At 36.0% G+C, this 15240-nt stretch carries 14 protein-coding genes; 3 read left to right on the top strand and 11 right to left on the bottom strand.

Translation table 11 applies throughout. The features are described 5' to 3' along the window. Window positions 1-49: 49 nt before the first annotated feature. The 10 genes from IGJ93_RS04620 to IGJ93_RS04575 all read right to left on the bottom strand — a co-directional run bounded on the left by IGJ93_RS04620 (window position 50) and on the right by IGJ93_RS04575 (window position 12727). Entirely contained in the window at window positions 50-2758 is a 2709-nt protein-coding gene (locus IGJ93_RS04620; protein WP_082294055.1) for a glycerophosphodiester phosphodiesterase family protein, read from the bottom strand. A 13-nt stretch (window positions 2759-2771) separates the two neighbouring features. Beyond that, window positions 2772-3527: a hypothetical protein gene (locus tag IGJ93_RS04615; RefSeq protein WP_071869069.1), complete on the bottom strand. Its 756-nt coding sequence runs from the start codon at window positions 3525-3527 to the stop codon at window positions 2772-2774. An 11-nt stretch (window positions 3528-3538) separates the two neighbouring features. Then, window positions 3539-5287 (bottom strand): BppU family phage baseplate upper protein, encoded by a 1749-nt coding sequence (locus tag IGJ93_RS04610; RefSeq protein ID WP_270492947.1) that lies wholly within the window; start codon window positions 5285-5287, stop codon window positions 3539-3541. Window positions 5288-5404: 117 nt separating this feature from the next. Continuing rightward, on the bottom strand, window positions 5405-8353 hold the full coding sequence (locus IGJ93_RS04605; protein WP_430597017.1) for a phage tail spike protein: 2949 nt from the start codon (window positions 8351-8353) through the stop codon (window positions 5405-5407). Further along, window positions 8350-9138 carry a distal tail protein Dit gene (locus tag IGJ93_RS04600; protein ID WP_086271058.1) on the bottom strand — a complete coding sequence of 263 codons (789 nt, stop codon included), beginning with the start codon at window positions 9136-9138 and terminating at the stop codon, window positions 8350-8352. The genes IGJ93_RS04605 and IGJ93_RS04600 overlap by 4 nt, the downstream gene beginning before the upstream one ends. Window positions 9139-9147: 9 nt before the next feature. Continuing rightward, the gene (locus IGJ93_RS04595; RefSeq protein WP_430597016.1) at window positions 9148-10773 is read right to left on the bottom strand and encodes a phage tail protein; all 1626 of its coding nucleotides are present in this window, start codon (window positions 10771-10773) and stop codon (window positions 9148-9150) included. Window positions 10774-10788: 15 nt separating this feature from the next. Beyond that, complete coding sequence (locus tag IGJ93_RS04590) at window positions 10789-11103, bottom strand: hypothetical protein (protein WP_249024360.1); 315 nt, start codon at window positions 11101-11103, stop codon at window positions 10789-10791. Window positions 11104-11126: 23 nt separating this feature from the next. After that, on the bottom strand, window positions 11127-11474 hold the full coding sequence (locus tag IGJ93_RS04585; RefSeq protein WP_067484904.1) for a tail assembly chaperone: 348 nt from the start codon (window positions 11472-11474) through the stop codon (window positions 11127-11129). A gap of 89 nt (window positions 11475-11563) precedes the next feature. Next, window positions 11564-12067: a phage major tail protein, TP901-1 family gene (locus IGJ93_RS04580; RefSeq protein WP_075491775.1), complete on the bottom strand. Its 504-nt coding sequence runs from the start codon at window positions 12065-12067 to the stop codon at window positions 11564-11566. A 252-nt stretch (window positions 12068-12319) separates the two neighbouring features. Then, the gene (locus IGJ93_RS04575) at window positions 12320-12727 is read right to left on the bottom strand and encodes a transcriptional regulator (RefSeq protein WP_067484901.1); all 408 of its coding nucleotides are present in this window, start codon (window positions 12725-12727) and stop codon (window positions 12320-12322) included. Window positions 12728-12993: 266 nt separating this feature from the next. On the opposite strand from IGJ93_RS04575, the gene IGJ93_RS04570 reads away from it, so the two are divergent. The 3 genes from IGJ93_RS04570 (at window position 12994) to IGJ93_RS04560 (ending at window position 14378) form a co-directional block, all read left to right on the top strand. Beyond that, window positions 12994-13329, top strand: a complete 336-nt coding sequence (locus IGJ93_RS04570; RefSeq protein WP_071869064.1) for a helix-turn-helix domain-containing protein — start codon at window positions 12994-12996, stop codon at window positions 13327-13329. Window positions 13330-13341: 12 nt separating this feature from the next. Then, the gene (locus IGJ93_RS04565) at window positions 13342-13686 is read left to right on the top strand and encodes an ImmA/IrrE family metallo-endopeptidase (RefSeq protein ID WP_067484895.1); all 345 of its coding nucleotides are present in this window, start codon (window positions 13342-13344) and stop codon (window positions 13684-13686) included. Between the two features lie 86 nt (window positions 13687-13772). Next, window positions 13773-14378 (top strand): DUF5067 domain-containing protein, encoded by a 606-nt coding sequence (locus IGJ93_RS04560; RefSeq protein WP_071869063.1) that lies wholly within the window; start codon window positions 13773-13775, stop codon window positions 14376-14378. A 379-nt stretch (window positions 14379-14757) separates the two neighbouring features. On the opposite strand, the gene IGJ93_RS04555 is transcribed toward IGJ93_RS04560, so the two are convergent. Continuing rightward, window positions 14758-15033 (bottom strand): HU family DNA-binding protein, encoded by a 276-nt coding sequence (locus IGJ93_RS04555; protein WP_002290178.1) that lies wholly within the window; start codon window positions 15031-15033, stop codon window positions 14758-14760. Window positions 15034-15240 lie beyond the last annotated feature (207 nt).

Here is a 15240-nt window from a genome sequence, read left to right as displayed (position 1 = left end):
TTGACCATACAAAAAGCACTCAAATGAGTGCTTTTTACTATATTTTTAATCAATCTACTTTGTACACACACGATCCAGCAGCCCATGCCGTTCTTCCTGACCAATTTAACCCAATACTTAGAGTTCCTACTTCTCCGCTTGCTGGAACAAGACGACCACTTAAATCAAATGTTCCAAATTGGACACCGCTTGCAGTCCTAATTGCGCAATTATTGTATTGCCTATACATTGGAACAGCCCAAGACGGTAACTTAGCAATTGCCTTATTTTGTTCAGAAACTCCCTCATAAACATTGAAGCTAAGATGTATTGCTCCTCCTCCAAGTTCCTCTACAAAAGACTCTTTGATTCTATCGCCATCAAGATTTTCGACAAACCCATTTTGCAATGTTAATTTTTCGTACCGCAGATTACCAGACAAGCTATCAGTCGTAATATAATCTACTTTTAAATTTTTCATTGCTTGAAATGAAGCATCTGGAACAGTCCAAACAGCAACTTTTACACCAAGTTGGTGCATCTTTGAAACAAACGACCAGTTAAGCCCCGCATTGTTATAGTTCACGCTTACCGCAGAAGGTAACCGCAACGCTAAAGCTTTATTTATCATATCTGTTGTGTTTATTGTTCCGTTAAAAAGAAACTGTAGCATATTATGTGGGAAAATTTTTCTCAAATTAAGAAGAACGTCATAGCTAAAGCTAATGAATACAATTTTATTAGTAATTCCAAAATCATCTGCTAAGCTTTTTATTTTTTTTAGCTCATCAAGAGTGTAATTAGATGATGCTTTTAATTCTAAAACTGGAATTTTATTATTGTTTTTACAGATTGCTAGATATTCGTCTAGATCTGGTGGTCTTTTTTCTACATCGCTCAATGCGTTCAAATTGGGACCGGTGTCGATTCTCAAAGCTCTGAATTGGGTATAAGTCATTTCTGTAATTTTTCCTGTTCCATTCGTCGTTCGATCGACCGTTTCATCATGCATCACTACCCATTTTCCATCTGAAGTTAAGTGAATATCTGTTTCTATTCCCCAATGACGTTTTACATTCTCAAATGCAACCGTGCTGTTTTCTGGAAAATTCGTATTGTTCCCACGATGAGCAATCCATTCAAGTGATCCGTGCGTCTTATCAACCATTCTTTGACGCTCAGCATCTAAATCAGAACTCATAGCTACTGTTTGCCACGGCTGAGCCAAGGTGTTTGTAACTACTCTATATATTTGAGTGAACGGTGCTTGATACATCGTCAATGTCTGACGAGCATATACACTTCCAGCTCCTCCTTGAATCTCCATGTGAACATGTGAGTTAGCAAATTCTGGTGGAAGTGTGCTATAGTCACTCATTGTTTTTAAGCTAGAGTTGGGTATATAGTACCAACCTTTATACAACCTCGCCCACTGTTCTAATCCATCTGGCTTAGCAGGCAAGTCTTCTAATCTCCAACTATCGCCGTTGTCTTTTGTTGTTTTATACATCTGAGCATCGTCTTGTGAAACAACTTTACGCCATTTGGTTGGTGTGTAGCCATCAGCCTTTTTCTGAATGACACGCCAATAAGTCACTGGTGGTTGTGATACTCCATCCGTAACATTGCTGGTAATTCGTTGTAAAAAATTATTGATTGTCGAGTTTGGAATATTTTCTACAAACACACCGTAAATAAACTCTGGCGGTAAACTAGAAAAATCGGTCATTGCTTTACTTTCAACGGTTGTCAAATAATAAACGCCTGTGTTTTCGCTTAGCTCAAGATAGCTAGTTGCTTGTGTACCTGCTTTAGTGGCTTCCGCCAATTTGTGTGCTGCACCTTGATAATAGCTACTTGATAGCATCGTGCTGTTTGTCTGTGCATATTCTGACCAAGGGTTCCACGTAACGGGCGAAGCTGATTCTTGTTTACGATATAAATGTCGAGTGTTCGCTACAGCACTTGCCGTATTTCGATACCACTCTTGGACTACGCCTCCCCCTGCGTCACCAGGATAAACTGTTATCCACCCTGAACCCGCCATCCCATTTTGTCGAATGTAATGATCAGTTGGAATAAACGTATTTGATTCTGCACTTGTAATGTAGTAATAACCTGGTCGAGTTAAATCATCAATGATACTTGGACGAGGATTTAAGTCTGCTAAACGTAATGCCTTGCCATCGTCTGAAGTCAATTTTAATTTCTGCAATGAATCAAAATTTATAGAAGCTAGTTTTTCATTTAAAGCATCAAATTTTTTAGTTACTTCTGTTGCATTATCAACTAATCCATCAAGTGTTTCTTCGGTTTTATTTTCAATACTTTTCAGCAATTGTTCAAAATCTTTAAAGTAATATTCGCCATTACGTACTGCCTCTTCATCAATTTTCGATTTCTTTACGTTAAAGGTAAAATATAAGTTGTCTGTATGACTTCCATCTGGAAAATCAATATAGATATTTGCATCTACTTTGCCTTCATAGTTAAGCAAAATATCAGGAATAGGATATTTTACAACACCTCGAAGATAGCTTTCTGTAACGACTTGGCTATCTAAAATAGGAAATGGTTTTTCTTCTTTACCTTGATAGGTATACATAAGCAGACGGATGGTTGCATCAAACAGGTCTGTTGGGCTTCCATCCTGATTTTTAATCTGAAATTCTAACACGCTACCATTTTTATCATAAGATTTAAAAGTAAAACCAGTAAGAGTAGTCGCTCTACTTACTGGCTCTGTTGGAACAATGATTTTTCCTGTTTTTCTTATCATTTATCTACCACCTCTATTTTAATCCTTCAATTTTTGTGATTTTAATTTTCACGTTATCTTTAAATTGGACACCTGAAACTGTTCCAATAACATATTGCTGATTAGAACGCACAATTTTATATTGGGTATCAGTTACACGTTCTAATTTCAACTCATACATTTCCATCCCAGCTGAAGAATCATACGTATTACAAAAACTAATGGTTGGTGCTAAAACATTATTTGCTTCATAAACTTGTCCTCCCCAACCAGCAACATGAATTTTTAATGTTGAATAATGTTTCATACTGTCGTTCAAGTTAATCAATGTATCCACTCCCGCAGAAGAACCTTCAAATAAGGTGAAAGCTGTTGTCATCTTTCTCCATCCTGGAGAGTTATAAGAATTATTATTGTGCGTATGCCATACAAAAATCTCCCCATTATAACCGGTAATCGCAACTAGAATTTTTCTTTGTGCGTGTTCGGCATATACAAATAACTGCATAATACTTCCAGGATCTGTATTAGGTGGGTTTTGTTTTCCCCATTGCGCAGTCGTCGCATACATACCACATGGTACATCAAGAATATCTGGATAGCGGAACCCTAGTTCGTTATCCTTTAATAAATGGCCTCTAGCTTGAGACACCATTTCAGGTGACGCAAATCCCGCAGACATTTCTGTTGCTAACGCATGTGCATTTTGTTCATCACCATCAAAATGAATGGCTAATTGTTCTAGAATAATATCAATTACTTCATCTCTAGTCATTTCTTTATATTCCATTTTTGGGCCTCCTAATATGAAATTGAGCTAGTAGAGCAATGCCCAATTCCATTTATTTTCAATGTACGACTTGCTTTATCAATTTCCAGATGATAAAAACCAGAATATTTGTTTGATTCATAATCATCTTCAACAGGAAAAGCACAAGTGCAAACAACCATTTTTGTTGTTCCTAAATCTCTTGTAGTTTCGTAATGCCAATGTCCACAAATATAGGCAATAATTGTTCCGCCCTGTCCTCTTTTACTAAAGTCAAATGTTTTTGTTCCACTATATCCTTTTGTAGGTTGACCTTTCAAAGAATCATAATTGATCGTTACCTTGATACCTTGTTTAAATCCATCTAGTAGTTGCTGTACCATGTTTGTATTCCATACACCAGTATCTGAATTTACTAAAGGAATATGTCCCACTAATAACACATGATAATCACGTTCCAAGTTCATCAAAAATGTTCCTAAATCTTCCAATTGAGCTGCACTAATTTTTCCTGCTTCTCCACCTTCTCTTGATCCGGAAAATTCTTTGTAATAACCCATTTCATCCAATTCATCACTATAATCATCAGTATCAAAACGATAGATAGCCAATCCTTTATTTTTAAATAATTGTCCGCCATAAGTTCCATCGTATAAATTTCTCATATCTGCCCCATTTAGACAGGTTTCAGGTGTATGTCCAAACCAAGCATATGGAATTTTCCCTGTATCGTGATTTCCTCGACAAATAATTACATTTTTCTTGCCAGCTTTTGCTAGTCCTACAAATCTTTTTTGCAGTGCCATGGAATGAATACGTCCCTCTGGTACCACGACATCACCCGAAATATTGATACGACCACTATGACAGTCCGCGTTATCTCCACCATAAACTGTAGCATCGCATTTCTCTCCTAATGCTTGAAAACGTCTAATTGTATTCCAACGTCTAGAAAATTTAAACTGTTTGGGATTAATTCCTTCACTAGCTAGAACATGTTTATCCACATGTGTGTCAGTCACAAAAGCTACATTGAATTTGTCATTTTGAATGTTATTAAGCACTGCCTCCAAATTGGAAGGAATGATTTTTTCGTACTGTCCTGTGGTTAAATTAAAACGCAAATCCGATAAGCCACTATAGACTTGATCACTACCAGTTTGAAAATCAAATAACTTGTTTTGTATTGCGTTTAATCTATCTGCCAAACTAGCGTAGCTGCCTTTTGCATCATTCAATATGTTTATAATTGTTCCACCAGGATCTATATTATTCAAAATTTCTTTATTACTTTCTATCCATTTATCCCAATCAGTTTTTCCTTGTGCTGTGTACTCTCTTAAGTTGCGTAGTAATTCTTCAAATGACCAGATATAAGCTGAGTCTCTAATACTCGTATTAGTAATTCCAGACAACACTCGATAGGTAAAATCCTGTGTACTGAATTGTTCGTTCCATGTCCCATCAGAGCTAAGAGAACGAAAACTAAAATGAGCTGTGTTCATTCCACCCCATTGCCAATCTGGTTCACTCATCATATAAATCAGTCGCCCTTTCGAAGGAAAATAACTTTGAACTTTCTGTTCTACAGGCTGATTTTCAACAAATTTTGTTGTATTGATAAAAAAAGGAACAAGGCCTTCAAACGATTTGATTTGACCATTTTCTGTAATTTCTACTACTAATTTTTGAGTCTGAATATCACCTTGTCTAATTTTGATCATGCTATTATTATTCGTTGGATCTGTTGTGGATAAAACAAGACTATGCTTTGTTTCCATAGAGCAATCTCTCCTTAATTTCTTTTTTATTTCTTCGTTACACTAATAATATTTTCTAATTAAATGTGGTAGCCATTTTCTAAACCTTTTAGCTTTGAAACATAAATTTTTTCATCTCTATTTCACCGGCACAACAATGGAAGCAATCGCACTGGCACTAAAATATTCACGATCCAATTTTCCACAAATCATACCCAGCTCTGTATTTTGTTCATAAGTTTGGATTCGATTATCGTCTAATCCGCGTATCACACCCGTGTGCCCATAGGTATCATCAGCAAACCAAGTACCGACTCGTCCACCACGCGCCCAGTTGATAATTGCACCTACGACTAATTGATCGTAAGTCGGATTTTGAATGACTTTCCATCCAACTGCGTCCCAATCATAAGCAATCCCAATATCAGAAGCCGCAGAAGTATTTCCAATCACATGACTTAATCCATACTGTGTGCCTGCTCCTAAGCCACAGCCACCTAAATAACCCGAATATTCAGCAGATAAGCCATAGCATTGACCATTTCCAATTCGTTGATTCAATAGCGTTTCAAGATGTTTCAAGCCTTCTTCTCCAGTTGATTCACTAGCTTTTAAGTCTTTAAACTTGTTGTACCAATAAGTTGCTGCTTCAACACGTTCGCTCAACGCTTCTGCACCAGCGCGCTCATAGTTTTTCAAAAAGGCATAGGTTCCTGTATAAAGATCTTCAACATTTTTGAAAGCTTCGACACTAAGTGGGTTCACTGCTCCAATCCATTGGCCGTTATACATACACCACTCAATCAATCGTGCTTGGGCAGCAGAAGAGCGATAGTCTTGTGTAATCCTTGCGGCAGTTATCAATCGTTGAACATATTCACGACCATCCCAAGTTGCCGCACCAATTAATGGGTATGCAGACCCATCCCATTGTGTCCAACCATATGCTGGACCGCTGATTTGATCTGAATCTGGATTCATCGTTCCTCCAGTCTCACGACTAATATTACCTAAGATACTTGCAGCAGCAATTGGGCTATAGCCATTAGCCAAAGCAAATGCCCACCAATCCCATGCCCATTTTTCTGTATCTGTCGTCAGCTCTGCTGGATAACCTCCCGTACTTGTGCCCCCACCGGGGTTAGGTCCACCATTTTGACCTGGGATTACTTTTTGTCCATTAATGTACAGCTCCTTTGCGTCTAGTCGCCCATTTACTTGTACTTTCCCTTCAAACGTTACGTCGTTTTTAAAGACAACCTTTCCCTCACTAAACGTACCTTCTCCCAAAAGTTTGTACTTCCTCTTTTCGCCATTCGATTCTTTGGGAATCTGGAAAACTGCTCTCGAACTACCACTTTCATAAGCAGAATTAATGGAAAAAATCTGTCCCGGATACTGGATGACTGCAAATCCATTTGGTTTACCAGCTCCCGAAGTTCCTTCGATTTTACCTACAACTTCCCCCTCAACTGCCTTTTGCCAATTCTCATTCGTGTAATTTAAATCTTCTGGTGTTTCTTTGTAGTATTGAAATTCTAATGATCCTCTATCTAAAACGGCTTGGTAAGTCATATTTCGATGAGCCGATTTCAACATGACACCCTCCACAAGTACTCCATTCAAAATACCTGCACGAATAAAATTCGCATTGAATTGACCATCTAATGACCAAGCGGTTGTTGAAGAACCATTATGAACATCTTTGATTGTTTTCCATTGGCCTTGCTTACATTGCTTAAATGAAATTCCAGAATTATTTTCAATCATAAAATACTTCGAGTTAGGAATATTTTTCCCGTCCATATAAACCGTTTCATATACTTCACGGCTATTGCTAACACCCGCTTCAATTCCATTTACTTGATAAACAGAGCCACCATTTTCTCCAGCACCACGCATGATATCATCTTGATATTTTCCGATTTCAGTTGATTGATAGAAGTTCATTTTCGTTGTTTCCAAATCAGATAAGTTAGTTGAAACTTTTGCTGACTGTTTTCTTGTATCTTTTGTTAAATTGTCACCTAATTCAACCGTTGTTTTTCCAGTTAAACGATTGATTTTCGTCTTATAGATTCGAGTGGCATAATGATACCCTTTGTCATATCTATGAATAGTTACCGTATTACCAATAACATCACCGTCTGTTACTTCTGCTCGAAATTGCGCCAATGGTCTAGCCGAATCCAGTAAAGTCAGATAAGTATTCTTTAGCAATTCTTGTGGGTCATCAATATCGTCAAAAACAACAACCGTTTCTCGTTTATACATCTTTCCATTCTTTTGTGGGATACCAAATTTTTTTGTTGCTACAGGATCTTCAATGAAAACTTGCCCTTTAGGTTTATCTAATGGATCTCCGCTTGCTTTTTTCCATTCCACATTGGTAAAATCAAGTCGCTTTCCTTGGCCATTTCCAACATTTTCACCTTTTCCACGACCGATTATTGAAGTATAAATAGTACTTTGATCGACTTCTTTAATCACCGTCAATGCTTTGCTGCCATAAGTAAATCGCGTATTAGAAAGTGAACCAATCTGCTGATGTACTTCGATCCACTTATCTTTGATTCCATCCGCATCAAGCGTGCAGAAAAATAAAAACTCCATTCCGAAAGTTTGCAATTGCTTTAGTGCTTCTCGTACAGAAAGATAATCAAAAGTTACTGTAACCTTAGATAACTCTGGTTCGATATAACCTAGCCGCCAGTTTCCGTTAGTAAAAGCCAATAGCTCATTGAGTAAAGAAGTAATCGATTGATTCTTTGCTAGTACCCGGCTGATAATATACGAATCCAATTCATCCGGTGCAAAACCAATTCCAGTAAATTCAAGCGTTTCATTCGGATCACTTACTTTAGTAATTCGATACAATGAAAAAGACGATTCGCTTTCACGAACCGCCATAAATTGCGCGTTTGCAATTGTCTCATCAAATTTCGTTGTAACATAAAGCACGTCGTTCAATAATTCTTTTTTCTCTGCAGTAATTTCTTTTTCTTGAGAAACTTCAATTAAATTCTTCGCATCTTTTCGTTTAATCAAATGCTGAAAGTTATCAAAAAAATAAACTGTCGAATTCAAATAGTCGCCCCCCTATAATAAATTTTTAGTGTTCCGTTACTGCTTTTTATCTCTTGCCCTTGTTCCAGACAAAAATTTTCAAAATCACTGTCCAAATCAATGATTGGTGTCCAGTCTGCTCCGTTTACTAATACACGTTGCTCAGCAAACTGAAAAACGATCTTATCACCGATTTGGATTGGTGCATCACTGATGCTAATGGTCTGTTTTCCATTAGTGATAGTAATTGATTGATTATTTGACAACACCGCTTCGATTTTACGTGGTGTCACCGGGAAAAAAGTTGGTATACCAACATAACCATCTGTCACAAATTCTTTCGTGTACTTTAATGGATCAACACAAAGAATTGTAAAACTAGAAATAACAGAGTTAGATTCACCACTGACTGTTTCGGCAGAAGTATAACGTCCATAATAATAGTAATCTAGCTCATCATAAAAACGGATCTCAACATCATTTGATCGATACAAGTGATTCAATAAGGTTTTAAACTTAAACTGCAAAGTTTCTGGATTACGATCCTCAAGTTTATACGTGATTTTCAGTTCTCGTACTGGAAGTGTCTGGTTCATCACAATTGCGCCCACTTGGATTGCTTGCTGTTCAATTTCTGCTGAAAGCATTTCTCTTCCCTCAACTTTTAGCGTTTGGTAACCTTCAATTAGTTCTTCCAAAAAAATACCATCATAGCTCATGGCAGAAGTTGGAAGAAATTGTTCGAACATGTGCCAGCTCATCACGGTATCTTTAAATGAATATAATTTATTTTTCCATTCTTCCATTTTTCCCTCCTAAAATTCTAAATTCAATTCTGTGCCTTCTCCTAAAGCTTGTGAAATATCATCCACGAAAGCTCTAAAATTCTGTTTGCCCAATGTAATCGTAAATACTGCTGGCTTTGTGGAACCTGTAGAATTTATTCGATGTTCAACTTGTGTATTCATCTGACCGTTCGCTCGAGTTAATGTCGCTTCCAAATCTAAGTCGTGTACTGGTTGAAATCCATCGGCTAAATGATCCGCCATTGTTCCAATATTTTTTTGAACAGTATAGAAGCCATTGGTTAATCCTTGATTTAGTCCTGACATCATTGCTTGCCCTGCAGGAATCAAAATTTTACTGTCATAACTAACTGGGCCCTTATGTTTAACAATCCAATCTGCAATGCCAGTAACAAATTCTTTTCCTGCTTCCCAGGCTGCTTTTAAACCATTGATAAAGCCATCAATAATCGCTTTTCCTGCTTCTAAAAGATCGATTTCTGACAAGGAACCAAACAAATCTCGAATTCCTCCAATAATGCCATTGACAATCTCTTTCGCTGTTGCCATAAAGGTTGAAAAAGAAGATGTTACAAAATCACCAAAAGTACGGACAATTGACTGAATTCCCGCTAATACACCATCCCAATCACCTTTAATTAAGGCTAATACGGTTTGAATGATTCCCGAAATAAAGCCCATAATAAAATGAATCGTATTTTGAATCTGATTAAACACACCACTGACTACTGACAAAATGACGGATAATACTGTTTTGAACACATTAGAAATGATTGCCCAAGCTGCTTGAACAATTACTTGTACTACCGTGCTCCATGCAGTCCAATATGCTTGAATTTGACTCAAAACAACTTGAACAACTAGTTGAATTGCAGCTAAAACAACAGTAAAAATATTCTGAATACTTGTCCATACGGTACTGACAACATTCATAATCGTCTCCTGATTTGTTTGCCACCAAGTTAAGAGCATCGCAAACATGGTCTGAACAAAAGTCGTGATCGTTGTGATTACTGGTTCCAAAAATGACTGGATTGCTGTCCAAGCAGTAATGATCGCTTGACGAAATGTTTCATTGGTGTTCCATAAATAGATCAATGTTGAAACTAAAGTCACGACAGCAGTGATAATAATTGCTATCCAGTTCGCATTCATTGCAGTCGTTAATAATTTCTGTGCAATCGTTGCACCTTCCGTAGCCTTTGTCCAAACTTGATATGCAGTACCTAAACCAGCAATCTTATCCTGGATTTCAACAACTGTAGAATAAGTGGTTAAAACATCATCAAACCCCGCCATCGTTTCACCAAAGCCAGCCCCTTGTATCCCATTATTAACAGCACTTGTTACCTCGGAAATTTTTCCAATCAGGTCTTGAAAACTTTCTACTTCCTTTGAAGAGGAACCAGCTAGATCCATTGTTGAAGCTTTACTAGTAAGCTGTTCAAATTGCTTGACCGTTTCCTTTAATGAATCAGTGACTGTGTTAATAACTGAATTAAGTGAGTCAAAACCAGAAAGATTACTTGTCATTGATTTGATTGCTTTGCTTGCCTTCTCAATGCCTGTATTCATTGCACCCAAAGATCCTTCACTAAAAGCTGCAAGAATACTTTCCGCTGTATAGTCTCCCATAAATAACCTCCTTTCTTAAGTATTTGCTTTTTTGACCAGATCCAAGAATTCTTGATTTTCACCTTGTGGTAGATAGCCAACAATTTTTTCTTGTAGTTTTTCATAATCAAAGAATGACTGAAATGTTGGATAAACAGGTACTTGTTTTTTCCCCTTTTTAGCCTGGGCTTGAACTTCATAATTTTTCCAGGCTGCAAGATGTAGAAAATATTCTTGATCCAATTGTCTTAACTGATATGCTTTTTGTCGTAACTGATATTCAGAAATCGTCATTCGATCAATTTCAAGAAAATCATTCATTTCTAAATAACGTAAACAGTTCAGTTGCACTTGCTGGTATATCTCAGTAAAATTTATTGGTTTGCTTGAATGCGTTCTAGCAACTGTAGGGTCTTGTTCTTCGTAAATTCCGACTTTTTTAGCTCTTCTAAGAGTTCTTCAAACAATACCTCAGACCCATTTTCCACGATATAATTTGCTAAATCGTCTTCACTAACCTTTGGTGTCTCGGTACTGTTTGCAACTTTTAGCATCTCAACTAACGTTTCGACATCTTTATTAAAAAAATTCGATAAAATACTTTCTAGGCCCATTTTCAAAGTTAAGCCATTTTCTGTTACCGAATAACGACGATTCATTTCCTTGATAAAACCATAGCCAAATACAAATTGGTAGTCTTTTTCTTTAATCACTAAGTTCATCTTGTCTCTCCTTTTTAATTCTGATATTCAATTGTTTTTGATAAAAAATGGATTGTGTTAGTCATGAAACCACACAATCCATCATTAGATTAAACTGTTTCTGGAACAGTGTCCTTAAACGTATACTGAATCACTTTTGCTTGGTCTTCAGATAACGTAGCATATCCTTCCTGACCAACACCGTTAACAGCGAAAGCTAAGCTTAGTTCCACATTATCTTCTGCTGTCGCATTTGGTGTAAATTCCGAAACATAAGCTTGATAATAAGTTGCTTTATATTTATTTGCGTCTTCACCAATTCCATTTTCTGCTTTGTTAATTTCCCAAATTTCAACAATTTCGCCATCTAATAATGCTTTTTTCATCTCGTTGACATGTGTGTCTCCTTTGGCAACAATCGAAGTTGCAGAGAAATCATATTCAACGGGACTCAAAGTATGGACATTTCCATCTTTCGTCACAGTGGCTTCTGACTCACGGGTTAAGCCATTTTCGTGTTCCGTTTGAAACGCCATTTTCCATGCGGGTCCTTCACTTGATTTGCTTAATAAACGATAAAGCAAAATAACGTCAATTCCTTTTAGTGCTTCCATTTTTCTTCCTCCTGTTTTTGGTTCAAACAAAATAGCTCCATTTTTGACCATCTTATTTGAATTTTTTTGAAACAAAAAACATTAATCTAAGTAGAAATCACCACCTTATAATAACTTCAAGAAAATCTTTCAATTCTAGTTTAGTTTTCTTCATTTTTAAGAAGCAAGTTAGTTCATTCTGAAATGTTTATTTTCTTGATGATATTATTTTAGCCTGTTGACTATGAAAAAAATTCCTGAGTTTTTCCATAGTTACAAACCTAACTCATCTGCAACAGTTTCAAAAAATTCATTTCTTAGTTCATAAGCCTTACTTTTACTAATAAACAAACGTTGACTCATTCCTAGTAAATTAACTGTTGCATTTTTTTGTAAATAGAGTTTTTCAATAATTTCTCTCGTATTTTCATCCGCACGCGCCAAACAATCTTTCACTACGTCACGATTCCTTTCCAAATTCCAAAGTCGGCGATCCATCGCAATGGTGATGGCCATTCTTTCAGTTGCTATACTATGGCTTCCTTGACCACGAATCGAACTATTTAAATCAGCTTCTATGAATGGATGACGTAATTCTTCTTCTCTTTGTTTAATATACGCATCTGTTTGATAATAGTCGGATAAAATATCCTTAATATAATTAAATGTTGATTTTCGCAAAATACTTCACTCCTAACTAATTTTATATAGGTAAAAAATATATTTTATTGTAAATTTCTCCTCTCACTATCTTCATAAAAAAATATAATTAACCAGATAAATCAAACTTACATTGACACAAATCCCAAAGTTCTATAAAATAAAAGTAACAAAACGACTCTTCTCATTCGTTTTGTGTTTCTATGAGTAATCTATAAACAATATTATCCCATTATTTTATAATTTACAATATTTTTATAAAAAAATATAAAAAAGGAGCTTTTACAATGATTTTATACGAAAGAGTTTCAGAACTTTCAAAAAAACAGGGAATCAGTTTAAACAAACTGGCAGAAGATATTGGATTATCTAAAAATGTGATTTATCAGTGGCGAACAAGTAGTCCAAAAGCTGAGACTCTTGAAAAAGTAGCAGAATATTTTCATGTTTCTGTAGATTATCTGCTTGGACGAACAGATACACCTGCTCTAGGAGATAAAGTAAAACTACCTGAGGATCTCGACAAAATTCTAGACAATGTGAAAAGCTTTGATGGAAAACCAATGACTGATAATGACAGAGAGGCCATTCGCGCATTTTTAGAAGGACGAATGAGTAAGTAAGGAGTCTTTTTTATGAAAACAATAAAGGAGCTACTCGCTAGTCATGGAATTGAGCTAGTCGTAATGGAATTAGAAAAAAGAGGCTATTATTTTGATGAGTTGAAACTGATGGTCGTTAATCAAAATCAATCGGAAGAAAAACAAAAACAAGTGATTCTTCATGAACTCTATCACGCTCTTAATCATTCAGATTTTAACGCGTTATACACTAATCCTGTCTTCCATTCAAAAATGGAAAACGAAGCAAATACTTCGATGATTAATTATTTGATTCAAGAAAATGATGGTCAATTCAACTACACAAGTGTGCTAGAAGAATTTAATTTGGGGTTAGGTTGGGAATGTCACCTGAAATAAAAAAAGTCCGTGCTGTGAACACGGACTTCCACCTCATTTTTGAGATACTTACAACATAATTATATCAAAGAAATGGGGAGTTAAGAATGAGAAAAGTTATTTTGGGGTTATTATTTACATCATTATTTTTAGGAGCATGCGGAAATAAGCCTAACAGTGAGTCTAGTGCATCAAGCAGCACACAACAAGAGATTACAGAAAAGAGTAGTGAAACAAAGGCCACTTCTTCAAAAGTAGAAACTACAAGTGATTTTGTTGCAACTGCGTCAGAAGCAACTTTCGATGGCACTATGTTAAAAGGGAACTCTTATTCTATTAAGATTACCGATTATAAAGTTATCCAACCTGGTGAAGCTGGCAATGACTACGGGGAAAAACCAGTGATTGCTTTTTGGTTTGATACTTTAGTAAATCCTGATTATGATAATTCAGCACCGATTTCGCCCAACACTGCATGGATTCTAAATTTTAAAGCGATACAAGATAACGATCCAAATAAAGTAAATAAACTAACTATTGCAAGTTTGCCTGATGATAAATATTTACAAGATCAATCAGCTGAAATTAAACCCGGTGGCTCCATTTCAAGTGCAGTTGCCTATGAATTGACAGATACAGAAACGCCTGTAACTCTTACTGCTGAAAGTATGATGGGGGATAATTTTGGTAGTGCTGATTTTCCTGTAAAATAGCACAAAAAACACACCTTTCAAAGTAAAGGTATGTCTAAGATAAATAAACCTAGCATTATGCTTATTATAACATCAACAGGAGACGTTAAAAATTGTGTATGAAATTATTGATTGGCGCTTGAACTATTTTTAAGTATGTAGAAAGATATAAAAATCCTTATTCTGAAAAGGAAAAAAAGATTAGACTAAAAAATTTATGTGCAACTTAATGAGAAGAAAAAAGAGAAAATTCTGTTTCATGAAAAAATAAATCAGTAAGCTGTTTAGAAAGAAATGGTCTTTAATTATTTTGTATCTTTTTCGCCTCTTTCTCTTTATAGTATATAAAAAAGATAAAACCCATTAGAGCCCTAAAGCTCCAATGGGTTTTATTGCACAATTATTTAACTGCGTCTTTCAATGCTTTACCTGGTTTGAATGCAGGTACTTTGCTAGCTGGGATTTCGATTTCTTCACCAGTTTGTGGGTTACGACCTTTGCGAGCTGCGCGTTCGCGAACTTCGAAGTTACCAAAACCGATTAATTGAACTTTTTCGCCGTTAGCTAAAGCATCTTGAATAGTTGAAAATACAGCGTCTACAGCTGCAGTTGCGTCTTTTTTAGTTAAATCAGTAGCTGAAGCAACTTTTTCGATTAATTCTGCTTTGTTTGCCATGGATTAGATTCACCTCCTCAACAAGAGATATGATGTAAAACATCAACCAATTAAACAATCTGAGTGGTCCAGAATGTTTAATAGAAATATTGACTTACTTCAATATTCTGTTATCACGATATCATATAAACCGCTTAATGGCAAGGTTTTTACTGATTTTAACGTGCTTTTTTTGGTCATTAAAACGTAATAAAAGAAAGTACCTTT

It is taken from the genome of Enterococcus sp. DIV0174 (assembly GCF_050529065.1).
GTDB classification, from domain to species: domain Bacteria; phylum Bacillota; class Bacilli; order Lactobacillales; family Enterococcaceae; genus Enterococcus_B; species Enterococcus_B thailandicus.
The sequence above is the reverse complement of the archived record's forward strand: the minus strand, read 5'-3'. Positions and strand labels throughout refer to the sequence as shown.